The sequence below is a fragment of the Acinetobacter sp. 24-47-62 genome, assembly GCF_056779765.1.
In genome coordinates this window covers 1-25,424 of record NZ_JBWYIN010000017.1, presented here as the reverse complement: position 1 = coordinate 25,424, position 25,424 = coordinate 1, and the positions used below count along the sequence as shown (strand labels likewise).

The 25,424-nt window shown below is 39.1% G+C and carries 22 protein-coding genes; 8 read left to right on the top strand and 14 right to left on the bottom strand.

Going from position 1 to position 25,424, the window contains the following annotated elements:
- Positions 1-38 precede the first annotated feature (38 nt).
- Complete coding sequence (locus tag AC1M87_RS13130; protein ID WP_481593968.1) at positions 39-1,130, top strand: phospholipase A; 1,092 nt, start codon at positions 39-41, stop codon at positions 1,128-1,130.
- Between the two features lie 39 nt (positions 1,131-1,169).
- On the opposite strand, the gene AC1M87_RS13125 is transcribed toward AC1M87_RS13130, so the two are convergent.
- The 7 genes from AC1M87_RS13125 to AC1M87_RS13095 form a co-directional block, all read right to left on the bottom strand.
- Positions 1,170-1,805, bottom strand: a complete 636-nt coding sequence (locus AC1M87_RS13125) for a CoA transferase subunit B (protein ID WP_092768415.1) — start codon at positions 1,803-1,805, stop codon at positions 1,170-1,172.
- Between the two features lie 3 nt (positions 1,806-1,808).
- On the bottom strand, positions 1,809-2,513 hold the full coding sequence (locus tag AC1M87_RS13120) for a CoA transferase subunit A (RefSeq protein WP_092768413.1): 705 nt from the start codon (positions 2,511-2,513) through the stop codon (positions 1,809-1,811).
- Between the two features lie 78 nt (positions 2,514-2,591).
- Positions 2,592-3,524: a hydroxymethylglutaryl-CoA lyase gene (locus tag AC1M87_RS13115; RefSeq protein ID WP_481593967.1), complete on the bottom strand. Its 933-nt coding sequence runs from the start codon at positions 3,522-3,524 to the stop codon at positions 2,592-2,594.
- Positions 3,524-5,518: an acetyl/propionyl/methylcrotonyl-CoA carboxylase subunit alpha gene (locus tag AC1M87_RS13110; protein WP_481593948.1), complete on the bottom strand. Its 1,995-nt coding sequence runs from the start codon at positions 5,516-5,518 to the stop codon at positions 3,524-3,526. Before AC1M87_RS13110 ends, AC1M87_RS13115 begins: the two co-directional genes overlap by 1 nt.
- Positions 5,519-5,531: 13 nt before the next feature.
- Positions 5,532-6,332, bottom strand: coding sequence for an enoyl-CoA hydratase/isomerase family protein (locus AC1M87_RS13105; protein WP_481593947.1), 801 nt, complete (start codon positions 6,330-6,332; stop codon positions 5,532-5,534).
- Positions 6,333-6,344: 12 nt separating this feature from the next.
- Positions 6,345-7,946 (bottom strand): carboxyl transferase domain-containing protein, encoded by a 1,602-nt coding sequence (locus tag AC1M87_RS13100; protein ID WP_092768407.1) that lies wholly within the window; start codon positions 7,944-7,946, stop codon positions 6,345-6,347.
- A gap of 26 nt (positions 7,947-7,972) precedes the next feature.
- Positions 7,973-9,145: an isovaleryl-CoA dehydrogenase gene (locus tag AC1M87_RS13095; protein ID WP_481592299.1), complete on the bottom strand. Its 1,173-nt coding sequence runs from the start codon at positions 9,143-9,145 to the stop codon at positions 7,973-7,975.
- 145 nt (positions 9,146-9,290) lie between these two features.
- Here AC1M87_RS13095 and AC1M87_RS13090 point away from each other — a divergent pair, with 145 nt between their 5' ends.
- From AC1M87_RS13090 to AC1M87_RS13070, 5 genes are all read left to right on the top strand, one after another.
- Complete coding sequence (locus AC1M87_RS13090) at positions 9,291-9,917, top strand: TetR/AcrR family transcriptional regulator (RefSeq protein WP_092768402.1); 627 nt, start codon at positions 9,291-9,293, stop codon at positions 9,915-9,917.
- 102 nt (positions 9,918-10,019) lie between these two features.
- Positions 10,020-11,711, top strand: coding sequence for an AMP-binding protein (locus AC1M87_RS13085; RefSeq protein WP_481593946.1), 1,692 nt, complete (start codon positions 10,020-10,022; stop codon positions 11,709-11,711).
- Positions 11,712-11,809: 98 nt separating this feature from the next.
- On the top strand, positions 11,810-12,484 hold the full coding sequence (locus tag AC1M87_RS13080) for a class I SAM-dependent methyltransferase (RefSeq protein WP_481593945.1): 675 nt from the start codon (positions 11,810-11,812) through the stop codon (positions 12,482-12,484).
- 122 nt (positions 12,485-12,606) lie between these two features.
- Positions 12,607-13,605, top strand: a complete 999-nt coding sequence (cysK, locus tag AC1M87_RS13075; RefSeq protein ID WP_481593944.1) for a cysteine synthase A — start codon at positions 12,607-12,609, stop codon at positions 13,603-13,605.
- Between the two features lie 182 nt (positions 13,606-13,787).
- Positions 13,788-15,104, top strand: coding sequence for a flavin monoamine oxidase family protein (locus AC1M87_RS13070; protein WP_481593943.1), 1,317 nt, complete (start codon positions 13,788-13,790; stop codon positions 15,102-15,104).
- Positions 15,105-15,164: 60 nt separating this feature from the next.
- Here the strand turns inward: AC1M87_RS13070 and AC1M87_RS13065 are convergent, their stop codons facing one another.
- Both AC1M87_RS13065 and AC1M87_RS13060 read right to left on the bottom strand, forming a co-directional pair.
- Positions 15,165-16,787, bottom strand: a complete 1,623-nt coding sequence (locus tag AC1M87_RS13065) for a long-chain-fatty-acid--CoA ligase (RefSeq protein ID WP_481593942.1) — start codon at positions 16,785-16,787, stop codon at positions 15,165-15,167.
- A gap of 113 nt (positions 16,788-16,900) precedes the next feature.
- Positions 16,901-18,256, bottom strand: coding sequence for a flavin-containing monooxygenase (locus AC1M87_RS13060; protein WP_218947418.1), 1,356 nt, complete (start codon positions 18,254-18,256; stop codon positions 16,901-16,903).
- A gap of 104 nt (positions 18,257-18,360) precedes the next feature.
- On the opposite strand from AC1M87_RS13060, the gene AC1M87_RS13055 reads away from it, so the two are divergent.
- Positions 18,361-18,978 carry a TetR/AcrR family transcriptional regulator gene (locus AC1M87_RS13055; protein ID WP_035270045.1) on the top strand — a complete coding sequence of 206 codons (618 nt, stop codon included), beginning with the start codon at positions 18,361-18,363 and terminating at the stop codon, positions 18,976-18,978.
- A gap of 4 nt (positions 18,979-18,982) precedes the next feature.
- Here the strand turns inward: AC1M87_RS13055 and AC1M87_RS13050 are convergent, their stop codons facing one another.
- Complete coding sequence (locus AC1M87_RS13050) at positions 18,983-19,855, bottom strand: alpha/beta hydrolase (RefSeq protein ID WP_481593941.1); 873 nt, start codon at positions 19,853-19,855, stop codon at positions 18,983-18,985.
- Positions 19,856-20,007: 152 nt separating this feature from the next.
- Between AC1M87_RS13050 and AC1M87_RS13045 the strand changes: the two genes are divergently transcribed.
- Positions 20,008-20,676 (top strand): phosphatase PAP2 family protein, encoded by a 669-nt coding sequence (locus AC1M87_RS13045; protein ID WP_481593940.1) that lies wholly within the window; start codon positions 20,008-20,010, stop codon positions 20,674-20,676.
- A gap of 4 nt (positions 20,677-20,680) precedes the next feature.
- Here AC1M87_RS13045 and AC1M87_RS13040 read toward each other — a convergent pair whose 3' ends face one another.
- The 4 genes from AC1M87_RS13040 to pcaD all read right to left on the bottom strand — a co-directional run bounded on the left by AC1M87_RS13040 (position 20,681) and on the right by pcaD (position 25,326).
- The gene (locus AC1M87_RS13040) at positions 20,681-21,994 is read right to left on the bottom strand and encodes an ATP-binding protein (protein WP_481593939.1); all 1,314 of its coding nucleotides are present in this window, start codon (positions 21,992-21,994) and stop codon (positions 20,681-20,683) included.
- A 15-nt stretch (positions 21,995-22,009) separates the two neighbouring features.
- Positions 22,010-22,690, bottom strand: a complete 681-nt coding sequence (locus tag AC1M87_RS13035) for a response regulator transcription factor (protein WP_179999736.1) — start codon at positions 22,688-22,690, stop codon at positions 22,010-22,012.
- Positions 22,691-22,703: 13 nt separating this feature from the next.
- Positions 22,704-24,365, bottom strand: coding sequence for a phosphoethanolamine transferase (locus AC1M87_RS13030; protein WP_481593938.1), 1,662 nt, complete (start codon positions 24,363-24,365; stop codon positions 22,704-22,706).
- A gap of 181 nt (positions 24,366-24,546) precedes the next feature.
- Positions 24,547-25,326, bottom strand: coding sequence for a 3-oxoadipate enol-lactonase (pcaD, locus tag AC1M87_RS13025; RefSeq protein ID WP_481593937.1), 780 nt, complete (start codon positions 25,324-25,326; stop codon positions 24,547-24,549).
- Positions 25,327-25,424 lie beyond the last annotated feature (98 nt).

Here is a 25,424-nt window from a genome sequence, read left to right as displayed (position 1 = left end):
TAAAACGTTCACCAATATGGTTGGGTGTGTCGTCGTTTATGTGTTTGCCTACACAGACAGTTTGGGCAACAGATGTGGTACCAGCGAATCCAGCGTCACCACAAGCGTGCGTTGCACTTGATTCAAATGCAGAGCGTTTAGCCTGTTATGATGCATTGTTCAAAGCCCCTGAACTTGAGCAACCTGCGTATGTTTCTGAGCGTCAGGCCGCGCGTGAAATACCAGCACCGCAGGTTGAACCTCAGGATTTAAAGTCTAAAATTGAGCAAAAAGTTGAAAACTTGTTTTCAGTGGAAGGTTCTGTAATTACACCAAATTCATCATTGCTTGATAAACGATGGGAATTGGCTGAAGACAGTAAATTAGGTACATGGAATATACGTGCACATCAACCTGTATATTTACTTCCTGCATTTTGGACGTCTGATAAGAACGAATTTCCATCGAGCCCAAATCCTCAAAACACCGTAGAAGATGATCAAAATTTAAAGTCTTTAGAGTCCAAGTTTCAAATTTCACTCAAAACTAAAGCTGTTGAAAACTTAATCGGGAATAATGGCGATATTTGGTTGGGTTATACCCAGTCATCTCGTTGGCAGGTTTACAACTCTGAAGAATCACGACCATTTCGTGAAACGAATTATGAACCTGAAGCAAGTATTGTGTTTCGAACCAACTATGAATTTTTAGGTTTAAATGGTCGCTTACTCGGTTTAACGCTAAATCATCAATCAAATGGACGTTCGGATCCTTTATCACGTAGTTGGAACCGTGTGATGCTGAACTTAGGATTTGAGCGTGATAATTTCGCTATGATGATTCGACCTTGGTATCGAATCGAAGAAGATTTTAATGATGATAACAATCCTGACATTAAAAACTACATTGGTCGTGGTGATTTAACGACTTTTTACCGTTGGAATGATCATGATTTTAGTTTGATGTTAAGACATTCACTTAAGGGTGGGGATGATTCTCGAGGAGCTGTTCAATTTGATTGGGCATTTCCAATCAGTGGCAAACTTAGAGGTCATTTTCAATTATTCGATGGGTATGGTGAGAGTTTGATTGATTATAATCATCGTGCTACCTATGCGGGTATTGGCGTCTCTTTAATGAATGCTTTCTAAATAAAAAAACCACGTTTAGGCGTGGTTTTTTTAGCGATCTTATTGCGATTGAATTAGGGGAACTCCAGTCACTTTCTGTATCTCATCAAAGTTGACGTCATGAGCCAGTTCTATCAATTTTACCCCTTGAGGCGTGATATCCAAAACCCCTAGATCTGTAATCACGCGATGAACGACTGCTTTACCTGTAAGGGGCAGTGAACATTGCGGAACAATTTTTGGGGTGCCATCTTTGGCACAATGTTCCATCAGCACGACGACTTTTTGTACGCCAGCCACCAAATCCATTGCTCCTCCCATACCTTTGACTTTTTTCCCTGGAATCATCCAATTCGCAAGATCACCTTGCTCAGAGACTTCCATAGCGCCAAGTATAGCTATATTCACGTGCCCACCACGGATCATGGCAAATGAATCAGCACTGGAAAAGAATGCAGCGCCTGCTCGCGCCGTAACAGTTTGCTTACCCGCATTAATCAGGTCAGCATCTACGGTTTCTTTTGTTGGAAATTCGCCAATTCCCAGCAAACCATTTTCAGATTGGAGCCAAACATTGATATTTTCAGGAATATAGTTCGCAACCAATGTTGGCAATCCAATCCCTAAATTGACATAAAATCCATCTTCGAGTTCCAAGGCAGCTCGTTGTGCCATTTCATTACGCGTCCATGCCATAACTTATGCCTCCGCCTTTAAGGTCATTTGTTCGATTCTTTTTTCTGGTGTGGTGTTAAGAACGATACGATTTACATAAATGCCAGGCAAATGTATTGAATCGGGATCGAGCTCACCGATCTCTACAATTTCCTCAACTTCAGCGACTGTAATTTTCCCAGCCATCGCACAAACGGGATTAAAATTTTGAGCTGTTTTCCTAAAGATTAGGTTACCTGCCTTATCTGCTTTATACGCTTTGACCAAAGCGACATCTGCAGTTAAAGAGGGTTCTAAAATATATTCTTTACCATTGAACTCACGTACTTCTTTACCTTCTGCAATCAACGTACCTACGCCTGTTTGGGTAAAAAATGCAGGAATCCCAGCTCCACCAGCACGGAGTTTTTCAGCCAAAGTGCCTTGAGGGGTTAGCTCGACTTCAAGTTCACCATTTAAGTATTGTCGCTCAAATTCTTTATTTTCTCCGACATAGGAAGAGATCATTTTTTTAATTTGTTTTGTTTCGAGTAGTAATCCCAAACCAAAACCATCTACACCTGCATTGTTTGAAATACAAGTCAGCTCTTTAGCTCCTGTTTGTTTCAGGGCAGCAATCAAAGCCTCAGGAATACCACATAAGCCAAAACCACCAACAGCTAAGGTTTGACCATCTTGAATGATATCGTTCAGTGCACTTTCAGCACTTTCATACACTTTGTTCGTCATTGAACACCTCATTGTATTTTTATTTTGTTCATCCTGAATCAGCTTCTGATCTTCATTATTTCATAATGCTGATACGTACTAAGCACATTTTTTTTGCCAATACGCATTGGCATAGTTAGATGGATTGTTTCGTTGCAAAACTTGACTAATGTTACGACTCGCAAGCATCAGGGCATCTAGGTCAATGCCAGTCTCATAGCCCATATTGGACAAGAGATAAAATAAGTCTTCAGTGGATACATTACCCGAAGCACCTTTGGCATAAGGACAACCGCCAAGTCCTGCAATCGATGAGTCAAATATGCGGATGCCTTGTGTCAGTGATTGATAGATATTGGCAATTGCCATGCCGTAGGTATTGTGAAAATGACCTGCTAAAAGTTGTGTTTCAATTCGTTCCAAACATGCATTCCAAACTTTGGCAACTCGATCAGGTGTAGCTGTGCCGATGGTTTCACCCAAGGATACTTCGTAGCAACCTAGATCGATTAACTTTGCACTGACTTCAGCAACCTTAGATGGATCAATTGGACCTTCATAAGGGCAGTCGACGATACATGAAACATATCCACGTACTTTAATATCATGTTGTTGAGCAAGCTGTAATACATCAGCAAACTTCTCAAAACTTTCCTCAATTGAACAATTTATATTCTTTTGAGTGAAGCTTTCAGAAGCAGCGGTGAAAACCGCAACTTCTTTACAGCCTACAGCTAAAGCTGACTCGAATCCCTTAAGGTTTGGTGTCAGTAAGCTGAACTGGATATCTTCATCATGTGGTAGGCTAGCATAGAGTTGATCACTTTCTGCCATTTGAGGTACCCACTTTGCAGATACACAAGAACCGACTTCGATATTCTTCAAGCCAGTTTTCATCAAATCAAGAATAAGATTGCGTCTGTCTTCGAATGTTAAAGGTATTTTTTCATTCTGAAGACCGTCACGAGGTCCAACTTCAACGATTTTCACAAAATTATCGTGATTTGGTGTGGTTTGATTGGTTGTTTTCATCATGCCGCATTCTCCTCAGCAGCTTGAAACTCAACCAGCTCATCACCAGCTTTCACTTGATCACCTTGTTGGAAATAAGCTGCGACTACGACACCATCAAATGGTGCACGTATAGCGTATTCCATTTTCATTGCTTCTAACGTTAATAACACTTCATCTTTTTTTACACGTTGATTTGCTGAAACAAATACTTGTGTCACTGCACCCGGCATTGGTGCTTTTAGATTTGAGTCAGATGAGGCTTGATCATCTGTATTAAAATTAGGTTTGATGAGTTCAAATTTAAAAGTCTGCCCATTTTTAAAGAGGGTGACCGCATCATTGGTTTTTTTGAAACTGATTTTCTCTTGACCAAAAGAGGTATAGATCGCTATGAGATTTTCATTGAGCAACTGACCTGAGATAGCGTAGCTTTGGCCATCAAGCTGTGCTTCGAACCCTTGCGAAGTTGAGATAAATTCAACTTGATACGTTTGTCCGAGATGTTCAAGTTTTATCGGTGTACGCGCATCAACATTATTTCTCCAAAGGGGTTTTGCTTTCCAAACTGGATGGCTTGTACGCTTGGATTCATTTAACTGAGAATGCAGTTCAATAAATGCTGCTGTGACAATTGTTTCAGCCGAAGAAGGGGTAGTGGTTTTAAATAGGAACTCATCTTCACGCTGAATTAAATTGGTATCTAGATTGGCATTTTTGAAAGAGTCACATGCCACTAAGCGATCTAAAAATGCAATATTGTTGCCTAAGCCTTCGACATGAAAGTGGCTCAAAGCATGATGCATCTGGACGAGTGCTGCTTCACGATTTTCTCCCCATACGATGAGTTTAGCAATCATTGGATCATAGAACGTTGTGATCTCATCACCTTGCACAATGCCACTATCAACACGGACACATTCATTTTGAGTCGGATAATGAAGATAATTAATTTTTCCAATTGCTGGGAGAAATCCTTTCTCTGGCTCTTCTGCATAAACACGAGCTTCAAGTGCATGGCCATGAATTTTTAATTCAGACTGTTGTTTTGGCAAAGGTTCACCATAAGCAACACGTAATTGCCATTCAACCAAATCTTGTCCTGTGATCATTTCCGTCACAGGGTGTTCAACTTGAAGGCGAGTGTTCATTTCCATGAAGTAAGCTGTACCATCTTGCTCAACAATGAACTCAACCGTTCCAGCACCGACATAGTCTACTGCTCGGGCAGCATTAATCGCAGCTTCACGCATCGCTTCGAGTTTAACTTCGGCCATTTTAGGGGCTGGGGCTTCCTCTAGGACTTTTTGGTGACGGCGCTGCACAGAGCAATCACGTTCAAAGAGGTGAACATAATTGCCATGTTTGTCACCAAAAACTTGCACTTCAATATGACGAGGATTGACAACATAACGTTCAATTAGAACGTCATCATTGCCAAAGCTTGATTTCGCTTCACTTTTGCATGAGTTCAGTGCAGGAAGAAAGTCTTCAGCACGCTCAACTAAGCGCATGCCTTTACCACCACCACCTGCACTGGCTTTAATCAGCACAGGATAACCAATCTGATCAGCTTGTTGTTTAAGAAAATCTGCATCTTGATTGCTGCCATGATACCCAGGTGTGAGTGGTACACCTGCTTTTTCCATCAATGCTTTAGATGTTGCCTTTAAACCCATGGCTAAGATGGCAGCCACTGGAGGCCCTATAAAGGTGATGTTGTTTTTTTCACAAGCTTCCGCAAATTGATCATTTTCAGATAGGAAACCATAACCTGGATGGATGGCTTCAGCTCCTGTTTTAAGTGCAGCTTGAATAATACGATCTGCTTGTAAATAACTTTGTGCAGCAGGGGATTCACCAATATAAATAGCTTCATCGGCTAATTTGACATGCTGCGCTTGGGTATCTGCATCTGAGTAAACTGCAACCGTTGCGATACCTAATTTTTGTGCACTACGAATCACACGACATGCAATTTCGCCACGGTTTGCAATGAGAATTTTTTTAAACATATTGAATTCCTTTTTATTGTTCTGCCGTTGCTTGAATCCATGCTGGGCTTTGTTTATTTAAAAAAGCAGTTAAGCCATTTTTGGCTTCATCACCTTGACGTACGTGCGCAATGTGTTGGGCGGTTTGAATCAGTAAATCTTCTGTGACTTCTTGATGATCAACTAAACGAATCAAATACTTTGATGCAGCTTGAGCTTCAGGGCCACCAAGCAAAATTGCATCAATGATTTCCGATACGGTGGCATCCAACTGTTCTGGCTGACAAACTTCATGGACGAGACCAATATGCTTTGCTTGCTCTGCAGAAATACGTTCAGCCGTGAGAAAGTATCGAGATGCTTGACGAGCACCGATGGCACGGATCACGTATGGACTAATCGTTGAAGGTGCTAAACCTAATCTCACTTCTGAAGTGGCAAACTTAGCATCAATGGAAGCCACACAAATATCGCATGCTGAAGCAAGCCCCATGCCGCCGCCAAATGCAATACCATGGACACGTGCAATAGTCGGTTGTTTCAGCGTGGCTAAACTTTGTAACATTTTGGCAAGTTTCAAAGCATCCTCTTCATTTTCCACTTTTGATGCTTGACCTGCTTGCTTCATCCAATTAAGGTCCGCACCTGCAGAAAAGCTTTTACCACGACCTGCCAAAACGACAACACGAACGTCATCATCAGCATTTAAAGTTGTGAAACAGTGATTCAGCTCTTCTATCACTTGTGTATTGAATGCATTGTGTAATTCAGCACGATTAATCCAAACGGTCGCAACTTGGCGTTCAATTTCAAGCTGTAAAAATTCATAACTCATGTCATTTTCTCCTTACATGCGGAACACGCCGAACTGAGTTGGTTCAATGGGTGCATTCAATGCAGCAGCCAAACTCAGACCTAAGACATGACGTGATTCTGCTGGATCAATCACACCGTCATCCCATAAACGTGCAGATGCATAATAAGGATGTCCTTGCTTTTCAAATTGATCACGATAAGGTTGTTTGAATTGATCTTCTTCTTCAGCTGACCAAGTTTCACCACGTTGCTCAATTTGATCACGCTTAATCGTGGAGAGAACACTAGCAGCTTGTTCACCGCCCATCACGGAAATACGTGAATTCGGCCAAGTCCATAAGAAGCGAGGAGAATATGCTCGACCGCACATTCCATAGTTGCCTGCACCAAAAGAACCACCGACCACCAAGGTGATTTTAGGAACATTTGCGGTCGCTACTGCCATGACCAATTTAGCTCCATTTTTGGCAATACCTTCATTTTCATATTGGCGACCGACCATGAAACCGGTGATATTTTGGATAAAAAGCAGTGGAATATTGCGTTGCGTACACAGTTCAATGAAATGCGCACCTTTCTGAGCAGACTCTGAAAATAAAATTCCGTTATTGGCAATGATTCCGACCTTCATGCCGTAGATAGATGCAAAACCTGTAATTAAGGTTGTACCAAAACGAGCCTTAAATTCATCAAGTCTTGAACCATCCACGATACGTGCAATCACTTCACGGATGTCAAAGGGTTTGCGTGAGTCACTCGGAATGACACCATAGAGTTCTTCAGCACTATAAAGTGGTTCTTCAATTTCGGTCTTAAATGCTTTCGGTTCGATATTTAGGTTTTGAACAATATTGCGTGCAATTTGAATCGCATGTTCATCACTTTCTGCAAGATGATCTGCGACACCAGATAAACGGGTATGAACATCGCCACCACCAAGGTCTTCAGCAGTCACCACTTCACCTGTTGCAGCTTTTACCAAAGGTGGACCACCGAGGAAAATCGTGCCTTGATTGCGGACAATAATCGTTTCATCGGACATGGCAGGGACATATGCGCCACCCGCAGTACAACTCCCCATAACCACGGCTATTTGTGCAATACCTTTACTCGACATGCGTGCTTGGTTGTAAAAAATTCGTCCAAAATGATCGCGATCAGGGAATACTTCATCCTGCATTGGCAGAAATGCACCGCCTGAGTCGACCATATAAATACAAGGAAGATGATTTTGTTCAGCAATTTCTTGCGCACGTAAATGTTTTTTTACAGTTAAAGGATAATATGTACCCCCTTTAACTGTTGCATCATTGGCAACGATCATGCATGTCACACCATGCACTTGACCAATACCTGCAACCACACCTGCGGCTGGTACATCGTCAGCATAAACTTGATAAGCAGCGAGTTGACCAATTTCAAGAAAGGCAGTTCCTGCATCAATGAGTTGATCAATGCGCTCACGCGGTAATAGTTTTCCACGTGCTAAATGCTTCTGACGTGCTTTTTCTCCACCACCTAAGGCAATGGTTTGAGCTTGTTTTTTTAAGTCTGCGACCAATTCAAGCATTGCAGCTTGATTGATTTTAAACTCTTCACTACGTGGATTGATTTTACTTTTAATTTCGTTCATCAATGACTTCCTTGTATTAACTTGAATTATTTGGTTTCGTTGAATAACTCACGACCAATTAACATGCGTCGAATTTCAGAAGTTCCTGCACCAATTTCATAAAGTTTGGCATCACGCCATAATCGACCTGTGTTGTAATCATTGATATAACCATTGCCCCCAAGGGTTTGAATTGCTTCTCCAGCCATCCAGGTTGCTTTTTCAGCTGAGTAGAGAATGGCACTTGCTGCATCTTTACGTAAACCACGATCATGATCAGCTTTATCACATGCTGCACCCACGGCATAAACCAAAGCCTTGCTCGCCAACCATGTAGAATACATATCCGCAATTTTGCCTTGCATGAGTTGGAATTCACCTAAACATTGACCGAATTGCTTACGTTCATGGATGTATGGGATGACCACATCTAAACATGCATCCATAATGCCTAGTGGTCCACCACTGAGAACTGCACGCTCGTAATCCAATCCACTCATGAGCACTTTTGTACCGTTACCCACACCACCCATGACGTTTTCTTTAGGCACTTTGACATTGTCAAAGAACAGGGGATAAGTATTTGAACCACGCATTCCGAGTTTGTCTAAGTGACTCCCATGACTAAAGCCTTCCATGCCTTTTTCAATAATGAAAGCAGTCATGCCTTTGGCACCAGCATTGATGTCAGTTTTGGCGTAAACCACCAGCACGTCAGCATCTCCACCATTGGTAATCCACATTTTTGAGCCATTAAGTACAAAGTGATCACCATGCTCTTCAGCACGTAATTTCATACTAACGACATCTGAACCCGCATTTGGTTCAGACATTGCCAAAGCACCGACATATTCGCCAGAAATTAATTTAGGAAGATATTTTTGTTTTTGTTCTTCGCTACCATTACGGTTAATTTGATTCACACAAAGATTTGAATGTGCCCCGTATGAAAGTCCAATGGAAGCAGATGCTCGTGAAATTTCCTGCATGACAATGATATGAGCCAAATACCCCAGATTGACACCACCGTATTCTTCACTCACGGTAAGTCCAAGTAACCCCATATCACCAAATTTTTTCCATAAGTGAGCTGGAAATAAGTTGTCTTGATCAACTTGTTGAGCAATAGGTGCGATTTCCTTTGCACAGAATGCAGCTACAGAATCACGTAAAGCGATTAGTGTTTCGTCTAGTCCAAAGTCGATACTCTGTAAATTCATTTTCATTCATCCTAAAATTTAATTTTTATTTCCAGTGAAGCATTTTGTCCTTGCTTGAGAAATACAATACAGTTATTTTTTAAAAAAGTGAATATAGATTCAGAAAATGATTTATAATTCATTTTAGTTGATTGGGTGAACAATTATGAGTTATAAAAGATCCACTTTGATGCAAGAGCGTATGGAGCAAAATCGTCAATCGATATTGCAATCCGCGCGCGAACTTATTGCGGGTGGTGGTTTTAAAGATGCACAAGTGCAAGCGATTGCAGATAAATCTGGTGTCTCGAGTGGTTTGGTCTATCGCTATTTTGAGAACAAAAATCAGATTTTGATTGAAGTGCTTTCACAGGCCATCAAAGGTGAGGTCGATATTCTGAATCAGATTGCAAAAAATGATTGGACTTCGACTGAGAAGTTGACAAAGGCCGTCACTGCTTTCGTAAAACGTGCTCTGAATAGCCCTCAACTTGCATATTCACTCATGTTTGAGCCCGTAGACCCAACGATTGAGCATGAACGTTTTAGAAGTAAGCAACTGATAAAACAATCCATTAAGGAGATTCTTGCCGAAGGAAAGGTCAATGGTGAGTTCGAATTTGAAGATTTAAATACAGCTGCATTATGCGTGGTTGGTGCGATGACATTCGTTGTGATTGAACCTTTAAATCCATCGCGTAATGTGATGTTTGATGACGGTTATAAAGGTTATTTCGTTAAGCAAATTGCAGACTTTTGTGTCAATGCAGTTAAGGCAAAGGAGGAAAATTAATTTAATTCACACAAAAGGATGTCATGTTTAAACGAGTAATCGCGTAATTAATAACGAAATATTGGATTGATATAAGAAAATAGAATCAAGGAGTATGATTCAATGACGCAATTACGACTCAGTTATGCCTATGGCACCAGTGAGCAACCCTTATTGGGTATGACCATAGGCCATAAATTTGATCAAGCATGCCTACAATATGCCGATCAGGATGCTGTGGTCAGTGTGCATCAAAATGTACGTTTGACCTATCAGCAGTTACAAGAGAAAGTAAATGCTTTTGCATGTAGTTTATTAAAAATCGGTTTAGAAAAGGGAGATCGTCTAGCGATTTGGTCCCCTAATTGTGTGGAATGGACGATCGCACAATTTGCAGCCTTCAAGGCTGGAATTATTTTGGTCAACTTAAATCCTGCGTATAAAAGCTACGAGCTAGAATACGTACTCAATCGAGTATCTTGCAAAGGATTGATCATTGCATCGACCTTTAAGACGACCAATTATCAAGAAATTTTGACGCAAATTGCACCAGAAATTTTACATACGACCAATGGCGTTTTAAATGCTGAAAAATTGCCGCATTTAAAGTATTTGATCAAAATAGATGATCAACAACATACTGGGTTTTATCGCTTTAGTGATTTATTGGTTGAACCGACTTCAGAGCAGTTAGATCAACTTAACGAGATAGCATCTGGTCTTCAATTCGATGAAACCATCAATATCCAGTTTACCTCCGGAACGACAGGTAGCCCCAAAGGGACCATGCTGACACACAATAATATTCTGAATAACGGGTATTTTGTGGGAGAGGCAATCAAACTGACTTCTCAAGATCGAGTTTGTATTTCTGTACCGTTATTTCATTGCTTTGGTATGGTGATGGGTAATCTCGCCTGTATTACACATGGATCAACCATGATCTATCCATCAGCTGTATTTAATCCTCTTGATAGTCTTAAAGCGATTGAACGAGAGAAATGTACCGCGGCATATGGTGTGCCTACCATGTTTATTGCCATGCTTGATCATGAGCAATTTGACGAATTTGATTTGACTACATTGCGTACTGGCATTATGGCTGGCAGTCCATGTCCAAAAGAAATCATGAAGCGCGTCATTGAGCGTATGCATATGCGAGATATCACGATTTGTTATGGCATGACTGAAACAGCGCCAGTAAGCGCACAAAGTTCGATCACAGATTCGCTAGAACAACGAGTGAGCACTGTTGGTCGAGTTCATCCACATATCGAAATTAAAATAGTCGATGAACACGGTAAAGTAGTGCCTCGTGGCAAACTCGGTGAGTTGTGTGTACGAGGATACTCAGTCATGCTGGGCTATTGGGATGAAGAAGAAAAAACCCGAGAAGTCGTAGATGTCGCAAAATGGATGCATACCGGTGATATCGCTGAAATGGATGATGAAGGCTTTATCAAAATCAAAGGCCGTATTAAAGATGTCGTGATTCGTGGGGGGGAGAATTTATTCCCTAAAGAGATTGAAGACTTCTTATATAAACATCCTGCTGTTAGCGATGTCCAAGTGATTGGACTTCCTGACCCGAAATATGGCGAAGAATTATGTGCTTGTATTATTTTGCATGAAGGACATGAATGTTCTGAACAAGTGATCAAAGATTACTGCAAAGCCAATATCTCACATAATAAAGTGCCACGATATGTACATTTCCTTAAAGAGTTCCCAATGACTGCTTCTGGTAAGGCTCAGAAGTTTAAACTCCAAGAATATATGCGTGAGCAACTCAATATTTTTGATGAGAGTGCTTAATCGTCATTGAGTGATATTTTTAACTTTAAGCATAAAATAACAAAGCCGAACTTAGTTCACTAAGTTCGGCTTAATTTTAAAAATAGTCGAAGAGTGAGATGGCAAAGAATTTTGATCACCCAAAAATCGTAGAAAACTATGATGAACATATCAGGCAGCTCATACCAGGATATGAACTGATGCATCTACATATATTAGCGCTGCTTGAAACTCATCTCAAAGAAGAGGCTAAAATTGCGATTGTCGGGTGCGGAACTGGATATGAACTGAATTATTTATTAGATCATTTTACAAAGGCGGAGTTTGTTGTGTTTGATCCATCGGCAGCGATGCTTGAAAAAACAAAACAGATCGTTCAGTTTAAGCAGCAAATGCACCGAGTCATAATTCTGCAAGGTGACACGACGGTGCTCCAGAAATATCCTGAAAATTTTGATGCAGTATTGAGTATTTTGGTTTTTCATTTTGTTTCACATGCATGCAAAAAGAGTTTTTTAGGTGATATTTACCATGCTTTGAAACAAGATGGCGTGGTTCTGAGTTTTGATCTGATGCAATTCGAAGAATCAAATGATCAGTTAGTATTAAAAAATTTGGTGACAAAAATAGGATTAAGTGAAAAACAAAGTCAGGTCATGTTGGAAAGAATACATGATGACTTTAATTTAATGACGGTGAAAGAGATGAAGAATCTATACCTTCAGGTTGGTTATCAAAATTTAAGAACTTTTTGTCAAATGTCTAATTTTTATGGATTAAAAGCAGTAAAGTGATAATTTCATATTTAGAATAACCTATTCATTTTATCTTATATGAAAATCCTACAAATGGTTATATATCTAAAATGAAAAAGGATTATGATAAAAGTATTGTTTTATGAATATAAGGATTGTTCATGACCACAGACACTCAATTTCCACAAACTTCTAATCGTGGAATCGCGGTATACAGTAATAACGCTGAAGCGATTGGTAATACACCGCTTATTCGCATTAATCGTGTGATACAGGGTGGAGCTACAGTTCTTGCTAAAGTGGAAGCACGTAACCCAGCATTTTCAGTAAAATGCCGTGTTGGTGCAGCTTTGATTGCGGATGCAGAACAACGTGGTGTGCTTAAAGCAGGAATGCATATTGTTGAACCTACGAGTGGTAATACTGGAATTGCGCTAGCTTTTGTTGCTGCTGCTAAAGGTTATGACATCACACTGACTATGCCTGCAAGTATGAGTATCGAGCGCCGTAAAGTACTCAAAGCATTGGGTGCTCATTTAGTATTAACCGATCCAGCTAAAGGGATGAATGGTGCTGTTCAAGAAGCAGAACGTTTAGTTGCTGAGAACCCAGAGCTTTATTATTTACCTCAGCAATTTGAAAACCCAGCAAATCCTGCCATTCATGAAACTACAACTGGACCTGAAATTTTTGAAGCAACGGGTGGTAAGGTTGATATTTTAGTGGCTGGTGTAGGTACGGGAGGTACGATCTCTGGTATTTCGCGTTATTTTGAGAAAGTTAAAAATCAAGCCCTTTACTCAGTTGCAGTTGAACCAGCAGACTCACCAATTATTGGACAAGCGAAGCGTGGCGAAACACTCACTCCGGGACCACATAAAATCCAAGGCATTGGTGCAAACTTTATTCCTAAAAACCTAGATTTAGATTTGGTGGATGAAGTTATCGCGGTTGAAAATCAAACAGCAATTGATTTTGCTCGTCAATCTGCAATCAAAGAAGGGATTTTTGTGGGTATTTCAAGTGGTGCAGCATTAGCGGCCGCTCATGAACTTGCTCAACGTCCTGAAAATGCAGGTAAAACCATAGTGGTGATTTTACCTGATGCTGGAGAGCGCTATTTATCTTCAGTTTTATTCGAAGATATATCAGCAGATTAATGAGAAAGTCAAAGCATTCTAAAAAAACGGTCTTCATGGCCGTTTTTTTGTGATTTATTCGATTCAAACAATTTTAAACTCTTCTTAAGTTACCAATCATTTTAAATTTATTACATCACACGACTATTTTCACAGTTTTGAACGCGATATCTTTAAGCGAATTTTTTCTAATAAAAAAATGAATGAACGACTTTAATCATCCTATTTATATTATCGGCGCTGGTGTTGCAGGATTAAGTTGTGCTCAGCATTTAAAATCAGCAGGATTTAATGTTGTTGTTTTAGAAGCACGTGATCGTATAGGTGGGAGAATACATACACAAAACATTGATGGTCATTGTTTTGACCTTGGTGCATCATGGATACATGGTATTGATAATAATCCGATATGGAAAATTGCAGAGTCCAATCGGATAAGTACTCAAGTTTTTAATTATGATCAAGTGGATTATTTTCATGCCAATGGTCAGCCATTTACCGAACAAGAGAGCTTAGAATTTGAAAAATGCCTTCGTGATGTTCAGAAGGTTTTTCAAAATAAATCAAAAGAGCAGGATATCTCCGCTTTTGAGCAACTTGAGAATGTTTTAGGAAAGATACGTTTTCAACTTCATTATTTTGATCGAGACGTCATCACACAAAAAATTAAGCAGTATTACTCAAGGCTTGCCAATGATCCTTTTGCGACTGATTTAGAGCAATTAGCCCATAATTTTATGGATTTTGAAGGCTACTTCTCAGGCGATGAAGTGATATTTCCAAAAGGTTATGAACAGATTGTTAAAGTTCTGGCTACTGATTTAGAGATTCATACGAATGCAGATATTGTTGAAATCGATCATGACTCTCATCAAGTGCAGATAAAAACAGCATGTGGACAGCTTTACATAGGTTCTCAAGTTGTGGTGACAGTTCCACTCGGTATTTTAAAGCAAGATAAAATTAAGTTTGAGCCGCCTTTGCCTAGTGGATTAGTCCGATCGATTCAAAAGCTGGGTTTTGGATCTTTCAATAAAATATTTATACAATTTTCAAAAGCTCTAGAATTTAATGGGAATGCACTTAAACACAATACGGCATTTTTTTGGGATGAGCGTGAGCTGTATAGTATTTTAGATTTTAGTCGTTTATATAATAAACCGACTTATCTACTTCTCGTTGGAGGTACAAAGTCAGAATGGGTTGATCAAGAAACGGATCAACAGGTGCATGAATATATCAAGAAAATATTGAAGATTTGCATGCACTCCAATGAAATTCAGAACATCATAATTACCCGCTGGGGGAGTGATCCGTTTAGTTTAGGTTCATTTAGTTTTCCAAAAGTTGAACATACTAAAGATGATGTAGAGATCTTTAAAAAAGAGCATCCAGCGCAAGTATATTTTGCAGGTGAACATTGTCATACCGATTATGCAGGCACTGTGCATGGTGCATATCTGTCAGGTCGTGATACTGCTAATTTAATTATTCGTAATGGCTTAAATATAAAGCTGTAACTGATGTACAGTTACAGCTTTATTTAGTTAGTATGAGTGAGTTGAGAAATTAACCTGAACTCACATTAATACATATCCATATTCTTCGCGAAGTTTTCTTTTTAGCATTTTTCCAGTGCCGCTAAGCGGTATGGCATCGACAAAAATCACTTTATCTGGAGTTTGCCATTTAGCAATTTTATCAGCATAGTAATCAATGAGTTGTTGTTCAGTGATTTGGCTATTAGGATGTTTAACGGCGATTAAGACAGGTCTTTCATCCCACTTTGGATGTTGTGCTGCGATGACCGCAGCCATCGCAATTTCTGGGTGACCCATTGCGATATTTTCAAGCTCTACAGAAGAGATCCATTCTCCACCAGATTTAATCAAGTCTTTGGCACGATCACTAATATGCAGATAGCCATCAGCATCTATAGACGCAATATCTCCAGTATCAAACCATCCATCACTGGTCAATGGTGAGTCGGACTGACCAAAGTATTTGTCAACAATCCAATGTCCTTTGATTTGTAAATTACCAATAGTCTCACCATCATGTGGAACAAGATCGGTTCCTCTTTCTTCAGACACTAAACGAATCCTGACTCCAAACGGCGGGCGACCTTGGGAAAGACGTAGTTTTGCTTGTTGATCCTGAGAAAGTTGTTTATGTTTAGCTTTGAATTGATTGGCAGTGCCAAGTGGACTAGCTTCAGTCATCCCCCATGCATGAATGGTTTCACAATCATATACATCACGGAATGTGGCTAACATGCTAGGTGGGCAAGCCGAGCCACCAATGACATTACGTTTTAAAGAGGTCAGTGAACTGTTCATTGCTTTTGCAGCGACCAACAAGCTTTGCCAAATGGTAGGAACACCAAGTGCAACAGTCACTTCATATTGATCAATGAGTTTAACTAGACTCTCACCATCAAGACCCGGCCCTGGTAATATAATTGAAGCACCTACCATCGCTGCGGCATAAGGTGTTCCCCATGCATGAACGTGAAACATCGGAACTACAGGTAAAATAATGTCTTTGGCTGACAGATTGAGTGAGTCAGGTAAGCTGGCCGCTAAACTGTGAAGAACAGTTGAGCGATGAGAATAGAGAGCACCTTTAGGATTGCCTGTTGTTCCAGAGGTATAACATAGTGAACTAGCAGTGGTTTCATCAAATTCAGGCCATGTATATTCTGCAGTTTGACCCGCAATTAAATCATCGTAGAACAAGACTTCGGGTAAGGCTTGACGAATCTTTTCATCAGGTGCATCTAAGCAGATGAAATGTTGCACCAGTGGAATATGTGCTTTTATTCCTGTAATCAAAGGTAGGAATGTTTTATCAAAAATAATCGCTTTATCTTGTGCATCATTAATAATGAAAATCAGTTGTTCTGGAAATAATCTTGGGTTAATGGTGTGACAGATTAAGCCACTACCAGAAATAGCATACCAAGCCTCTAAATGACGATGATTGTTCCAAGCTAATGTTGCAATACAATCGCCGTGAATGAGTTTAAGTTCATTTAATGCCTTTGCACCACGTTTAGCATTATCCGATACATCGCCCCAATTGGTTTCGTAAAGTGAGCCATCGGTGTTTTTTGAAACGATCAGGGTGTCTTTATGAAATTCAGCAGCATGTTCTAGTAAACTGCTGATTAATAAAGGTTGAAACATCATACGTCCGTGCATGCAAAGCTCCTGCTATTGATCATTTAAGTTTTTATTTTGAGTTGATTATATTTATGTAAGGTGAGTGCTCACGATTAACGTAACACTCACTGATGACCTAGAAATACACTAAATTATGCAGTCAGTAAAGAACCAACTAATTTACGGATTGAAACCAAAGGTTTACGCTCTGGAATGATGACACCAGCAGTTTTAAGGTCTGACACGAGTTCAGCGCGGAAGTCATTATAGTCAACCTCTGCTGCATGACGTTGACCGCCTTCAAAGTTGTAATGTGGATGATCTAACTCATGCTGAATCGCTTTTTTCATATCAGCAGGACGTTTATATTTTCCTAAGATTTCCTGACATGCCAAATTGGCTTGATGATCTGAAATTGGCCAAATACAACCTAGTGGCTGGAATAAACCAATGAAATAAAGATTGTCATGTTCTGCATGCATCATTTTACGGTAAAGCGGTAATTTTTCAGCATGTTGGAAATCTATAAAATCTTTATCGAAGAAAGGGAAGACGGTCCAGAAACCAGTACAACAACAAATAATATCAAACTCTTGTTGAGTACCATCGACGAATTCTACAATTTTACCATTGAGACGCTTGATCGCTGGTTTTGGTTTGATTTTACCGTGACGCACATAGTCAATGAAGTCGGAGTTCGCCGTTGGATGTTGTGTCAGCATCGGTTTGTCATTTACAGGCAAGCCAAAATCTGCGTAATTTCCACTGAATGCTTTTACCAATTTGGTCAGAATTTTTTGGCGCATTTTGGGCGGAAGTTTTTCCATTGACTTGACGAGTATGTCTGCGGGATGTCCAAACATAAATTTTGGAACAAACCATTGTGGACTGCGCATCGATATATACACATCTTTTGAGACACGTGCTGATTCTACGGCAACATCACAGCCTGAATTACCTGCACCAATGACTAAAATTTTCTTTCCACGCCAGTCGTCATTTACACCTTTAAAATCATGTGAATGCATCCACTTGCCAGTAAATTCACCTTCATACTCAGGGTATTTCGGTTTCCAGTGATGACCATTTGCAACCATTAAATAGTCATATATTTTCTGTTGTTCTTTACCTTGATCATCGGTGTAATCCACCACCCATTTTTTATTTTCATTTTTATGAATATGGTTAATAGTGTGATGAAATTTAATCTTGTCATATACACCAAAATGTTTGGCATAATTTTCAAAATACTGCTGTAGATGATCATGTCGTGGATAATCAGGGTAACTGTCTGGCATTGGATAATCTTCATATTCAGACATTGTACGCGAGCTAATAATGTGTGTATTCTCATAGACTGAAGAATGACCAGTTTTAGAATTAAACACCCAATTCCCACCGACTTTGTCATTTTTCTCGAAGATATCGTATGCAATACCATTTTGTTGACAATTTTTAGCAGCCGTAATTCCTGACGGACCTGCACCAATGATACAGACTGTGTTCATATTCATATCCTTGAATGATGTTCTTTTTATTCATAACCAACTATAGTTGGTTTTATGACTATAATCGATTTATTTTTAAACAGCAAGACAGGGGATTTGTTTAAATGCTTTTTGATGAAATTAAGCTTCCTGTACAAAAAAGAAGTAAAGCAAGGTTAGAACTTGTACTAGAAACAACAAAGAAAATATTAGAAGAACAAGGCATCAATCACTGTACTATTCCCGAAATTGCAGCACAGTCCGATCTTCCTAAGATTACGATTTATCAATACTTTCCAACAGTTAATCATTTGTTCAGCATATTGGTGAAACGTTATTTAGATGAACTGCAGGCCTATGTTTTGTTTAAAAATGAGTGCTATCAAACTTGGTCAACACGTGATATTTGTTTTGATCTAATTTCTAAGGTGGCTGAGTTCTACAATTCAAATCCTGCTGCAAGTATTTTGATTTTGGGTGGGCCAGTACATGTTGATGGTTTTAATTTACAGGAAATCGTCATTGAGAAGATTGCTCATGATTTACAAGCGGTATTTGAGCAGAAAGTACATCCGCTGAAATTGAATAGAAAAGAGGAAGCGGTGTATTTGGTTGAAATGGTTTTTGCATTAATGAAACACAGCTACTATCAGCATCAACAAGTCACTGATGACATTCTAAAAGAATGCCATTTCATCAGTGAATTTTACTTAAGCAGTAAGGGATATAACTACCAACTTTAAAAGTTTATTTTAGTTTTTCCAAAAAATGTTGATGCGCTGCGATGAATTGATCAAAAACGGGCGAATGGAATAGATCGAAGTGACCGCAGACGAACTCACGATATTCACCTTGTTTTAGTTTTTGTGCGAGTTTACGTGTTGCTTTGATAGGAATAAGTGAATCTAGTTCCGCACCTGACACAAAAACAGGGCATTGAATTTTATGAACGATCATTGTTGGTCGGTATAAACCAATAGTTGCAACGATTCGAGCTGGTACAGCATTTTTCCAATGCATCCCATCTGGGATCAGTCGATAATAGGCATCATAGCAATCTTCACCCGCCAAAATAGCAAACCGATCTTTTGCAACTACAGGCATGGTTTTGACTCTACCTATTTTTGCTAGGGCTAAATCTTGTAATGCAATCATGGTTGCAGGCAATAAATATTTTTTCGGATACAGCGTCAAGCTCGCTAAACCATCAACGTGTGGAAAATTAGAGATCACTGCTTTAAAGGTGTGTTCACTTGCTAATGTTAGAACATGCGCACCACTGAACGAATACCCCCATAAAATGATATTTTTTTTCGAGATGTAGAATCGGGTTTGAATATAGTCGATAACGACTTTCCAATCCTGAAGTTGACTATTTTTATCAACAAGATGCTGAACAGGACCACTGCTTAATCCAAAACCAGAATGATCAAATACGCATACGTTATATCCCAATTCTGCATAAGCTTCAGCGAAAGAGTTTAAGCCACAGCTTTTTTCTCCACCCAAGCCATGAGCCATAATGATGATACTAGAATCTTTTGTGATCGGCACTGGCATATAAAAATCCGCTTGGATTTGATAGTTGCCATTCGGAATAAGTAATTCTTGAGTTTGCATCGTGGTTATCCTTAACACTTTTTTATTTTTAAAACCCAACTCAGGTTGGTTTAAGCATATCGTTATGCAGTATAAAAGTCTATTTGATGTCAAATCATTCAGAAAATTTTAAGCCTGATTGATTTAAATACATTTTTATTCGATGTATTCGTATGAGTTTTTTCTATCGCAAGCAATGTATCGCCTTAATCTTGAGCTATTTCATTTTGGTCAATCTATTTCCAGTACATGGTGCAGTCGACATGAAATTGATTCAATTAGGCTTAAATTCAAAAGGAGTGTTCTATTTAAAAGATGCATTTTGGCCAAGTGTAGTCGGGCATGAATGGGTTAAATATGTGCTAATCGCGATGTACTGCAGTATGCTGATATATGCAGTCATGGTTGCTCATCCCAAATCGAGAAATCAAAGTTTGGAAACCTCTAAAAATTACATCACAATTTTTGCAATTGCTTTAATTTCAATTATTTTAATAGCGTTGTTCAAATCACAGTCGAACTTAATGTGCCCATGGGATGCAGCTCAACCTCAGGGAATGACAATTGTCTGGAGTCTCAGTAGTAAAGTTGGGCATTGTTTTCCTGGAGGTCATGCTTCTGCAGGTTTTGCATTATTGAGTGGGTATTTTGTGTTCAGGAACAAAAAAACAAAATTAGCTCAATTTTACTTATTGAATGCAATTCTCTTGGGAATGCTTATGGGATGGACGCAAATGCTTAGAGGTGCACATTTTTTTAGTCATAATCTTTGGACAGGTTGGTTGATTTGGATGTTCAATGTTGTAATATTTAGTCTAAAAGATAAGGTTAAATTAGCCTAAGCAATTAATGTAGTTTAATTTCCACTCTCACCAATAAACCACCTAATTGAGGGCTGCGATCAAAGATAAGATTACCCCCCATACGTTCTACCGCTTTTTCAACAATTGATAAACCTAAGCCACTACCAATTTCTTGATGTTGCTCGACTCGATAAAATCTTTTTTTAATACGTTCATACAGATCTGCTGAAATTCCTGGGCCACTGTCCTCGACTTGAATGATAGCTATATCATTCTCTTGAAATGTAGAAACGTTAATGATGCCATTGGGGGGCGTGTATTTAATCGCATTCTCTATTAAATTGGTTAATATTGAATCTATAGCAGATGAGTAATTTATAATTTGAACGTATTCATAACGTTCCATACCTAAATCGATTTCTTTGGCTAAGGCTAAATGAATCAATTGCTCAATAGATTGATAAGCACGTTCATCTAAACGAATACTCACTTTTTTCTCGTTACTGGCATTTAATGAATCTTGTTGAGCGAGATTTAAAAGCTGACCGACCAAATGCTGAGTTCGGTGTAAACCATTATTCATTTTGATTAACGATTCGTGATGGGGGAGCTCTTTGAGTAAAATTTTAGTTTGAAGATTTAATGCTGTAATTGGTGTTCTTAATTCGTGAGCGGCGTCTGCAATAAATTGTTTTTGTTCTTGTTGGGCATCAGAGATCCTTTGAAATAATTGATTGATCGCTTGAATGCTGGGTACTAGCTCAATAGGGTACTGTTGAGGGTCGATTACGGTCAGCTCATTTGGTTTACGTGTACTTAATTCGGATTTAAATTGCTCAAATGGAGCAAAATTTCTTCTAATTATAAAACCTAAGCCATAAATCGCGAAGGGCATAATGATTAAATAAGGTAAAAACATGTTGATTGCGAGCTCTATGGCTAAAGCTTGTCGAACAGAGTCTTGTTGGCTCACTTGAACTTGAACAGTTTTCAATGGAATCACATAGGTATGCCATTTACCATAATGATTAGTGTGATGATAAAAACCTGACTTAGCGACTGGCTCAACCAACTGTTTAAAATTTTCGTGTAAATGTGATTGTTGGTCATAGGCCCAAACATCTACAAATAAATCTTCTTCATGGTACTGTTTTAAATGTGAAAATTTACTCTTTACAGGATCTGGATTAAATTTTGCAACGCGCTCTGCCAGATTTTTCAGCTGAGCATCAAGTATTTCATTTGTTTCTTCTAAAGCTGTTCTATAGGCTGAAAAAACCAATATACATCCCATTACCACACTAAAAATTGAGGTAAATACAACAAGTTGCTTTTGTAAAGAGTAGGGCTGCGTCATGTATCAATTCTTGTTTTATGGTGTAGGCTGACCTAGTCGATAACCTAATCCTCGCACATTACGAATAAAATTTTTACCTAATTTTGAGCGTATGCGATGAATATAGACTTCAATGGTATTACTGCTGATTTCATTTTCAATATCATACAGTTTTTCTTCAAGATTAGACTTCGAAAAAATCTTATTTGGATAAGTTAAGAGTGGAATTAATAAAGCCCACTCACGGTTTGAAAATTCAACCGTCTGATTTTCAAAACTCGCGATATGTTGTTCAAGATCTAACCTGAGTCCGCCAAATTCTAAAATTTGTTTTATCTGAGATGTATTTTGTTGAGATGCACGTCTGAGTATGGCGTGAATACGCGCTAATAACTCCTCAAACTCGTATGGTTTTACTAGATAATCATCAGCGCCTTGATTTAATCCATCGATACGGTGCTGAAGTTGATCTCTTGCTGAAATAATGAGTACAGGAATTGAAGGAAATAGTGAGCGAAGATGTTTGAGTACTTGCATGCCATCCATCATAGGTAATCCAAGATCGAGCAGCACTAAATCAAATGCTTGTTGATTTAATTGTTTTAAGCCATCGATGCCATTATTGACCCAGACTACTTCAAATGATTGATATTGGAGCAACTTTTGAGATGACTCTGCAATCATAAAGTCATCTTCAATCATCAGGATTTTATTCATATTAGGCTCTGTTCTATAATTGAGGTTTGCATTGTTGGCTGAGGTCTAATGCGGGTTGTAATGTTGTAGTATGAATATTCAATAAACTTAGCATGGTGTGAAAGACATTGTCTTGGCTAAGTACATCATTTTTCTGAGATTCAATGCATCGTACAGTTGACGCTTCATGTTTTCGCCATGCTGTTGAAAACCACATGATCATCGGAACATGAGTTTGTTGTGATGGTGCAATTTGATAAGGCGCGCCGTGTAAATACATTCCATGTTCACCCGTGGATTCACCATGATCTGATAAATACCATAAAGCGGATTGAAATTGAGTTTGTTTGTTTAATAAATTGATTGTCGAAGCGAGAATATGGTCTGTATATACAATTGAATTATCATAAGTATTGATCAGAGCTTGTTGACTACATCCCTGAATTGCGCTGGTGTTACAAGTCGGCTGAAAGGGTGTGTATTGATGAGTGGACCGTTTATAGTAAGCTGGGCCGTGACTTCCCATTTGATGGAGTACGATAAGTCTTGGCGTTTTATCATTTTTGGGAATGGCTTGAATATAGGCATTAAGGCTATCAATCAATATTTCATCTTTACATTCCCCCTTAGAATCGCACCATTGCTTATGAATAGATTCGGGAATTTCATAACGCTCAACCCGATTACAAACCTCTTTGCATCCTGAATTGTTATTGATCCACGTTACTTTGTAGCCCGCACGTTGAATAATATCGAGTAAGTTCTCCCGTTGTCTTGCGACTTTTTCTGTATATGCTTGTCGAGTCATACCAGAAAATAAACAAGGTACGGATACCGCCGTTGCAGTACCACAGGAACTGACGTTACGAAAATTGATTATATTTAATTTGCTTAATTCTGGATTTGTAGCTCGATCATATCCATTCAACTGAAAACTTTCTGCACGTGCTGTTTCTCCTATCACTAAAACCATCAGTTTTGGAGTTTGATGGGTCGCCGTTTGAATAAATTGGTGTGCATCACGTCCGTAGGGTTGAATTATAGTATTTTTGGGAGGTTGAAGATGTTTATAATAACTGAAGGAGGCTGCAACGACATTTTGAGGGCTGATCATTCCTTTCAACTCTCTGTTTTCTCTAAAAATAGCTGCATAGTCAACATAATATAAATAAGCGCAACCTAACACTAAAATTAAACTGATTGCACTGTGTAACATTTTCCTGCAAAGGGTATGAGAAAACGTTGATTTTTTGATATTCACCCAATAAATAAAAAAAAGAGGCGCTAAAATAAAAAATACAACCCAAATAAATAATCTTATATTTATCAGATCAAATGCTTCCATCGTATTGGTTTGCATCATATTTTGAATCTGATCAGCATTAATAATAATGCCTAAACTACTTACAAAATATGCAGACATACCGCCTAATACAATCCAGATACTTGCAAATATCTTTACGTTCAATCTCCAATGAATAAGATTGAAAATAAAAAAATAAGCAGCTGTGATTAAGACAGATGAACCTATTAAAAAAAGAATTGCTGGGTAACCTTGATAAGGTGTGAGTGAAGTAAGTTGTTTGTAGAACGCAATATTTAAACCAATGCCAACCCATACTGAGAGTACTAAATTGAATAGTGCTAGGCTTATCGTTGGTTTTTTCCATTGCTGAATGATAGATGTGTAGCGCATACGATGAGTTCTAATATTTAACTACGCTGAGATTAGGTTTTATTTCTTAAAATTTACTGAATAAATGATTGAAGCCTAGGACATAAAAAAGCCAGACTGGTGGAGCAATCTGGCAAAGCGTCAAGATGAGTCACCCGTGACAGGTGATGTTTCCTGAGTTCAGGTTTGAGTTGTTCTAAACTTAAGCCTGAATAAATTCAGCCACAGCTCGGTTAAACGCCTGTGGTTGTTCAACATTAGAAATGTGCGAAGCATTAATCTCAACAAGTTGACTACCCGCAATCGCTGCTTGCATAAACTGACCATCTGCCACAGTGGTCACAGGGTCTTGTTGACCTGCAATAATCAATACAGGAATCGAAATCTGTTTGAGTTGTTCACGCACATCCGCCTTAGCCAAAGCTTCACAGCAGCTTGCATAACCTTCAGGGCTGCCAGCTCCTAAGTCGTTTGAAAGTTTTTCAATCACTGCTGGGTTGCTTTGGATAAAGGGATCTGTAAACCAACGACCTGCAGCCGTTGATGCAATCGGTGCTAAACCTTGTTCACGAACCAATATGGCACGATCATTCCAAGCATTTTCATTGCCAATTTTAGCGGCGGTATTACACACAATCACATGACTAAAGCGTTGAGGATGATTGATGGCTAACCATTGGCCTGTCAAACCACCCATCGAAATACCACAGAATGCAGCTTTTTCAACATTCAAATGGTCGAGTAAATTCACCACATCTTGACCAAGTTGATCAATGGTATATGGACCTTGAGGCGCGTCCGATGCACCATGACCACGTGTGTCATAACAAATCACATAATGAGAAGCTTTAAAAAACTCAATTTGTGATTGCCACATGCTGAAATTTGTCCCTAAAGAGTTAGAGAAAACAAGAGCAGGCTTGCTTGAATCACCAAAAGTTTGATAATTGATTTGCGCATCATTTGAAGAAAAAGTAGGCATAGAATCTCTCCCGACCTCCCTTGAGAAAAGGGAGGGGGTTTTTAATAGTTAAACACGTTCGATAATTAAAGCGATGCCTTGACCCACACCGATACACA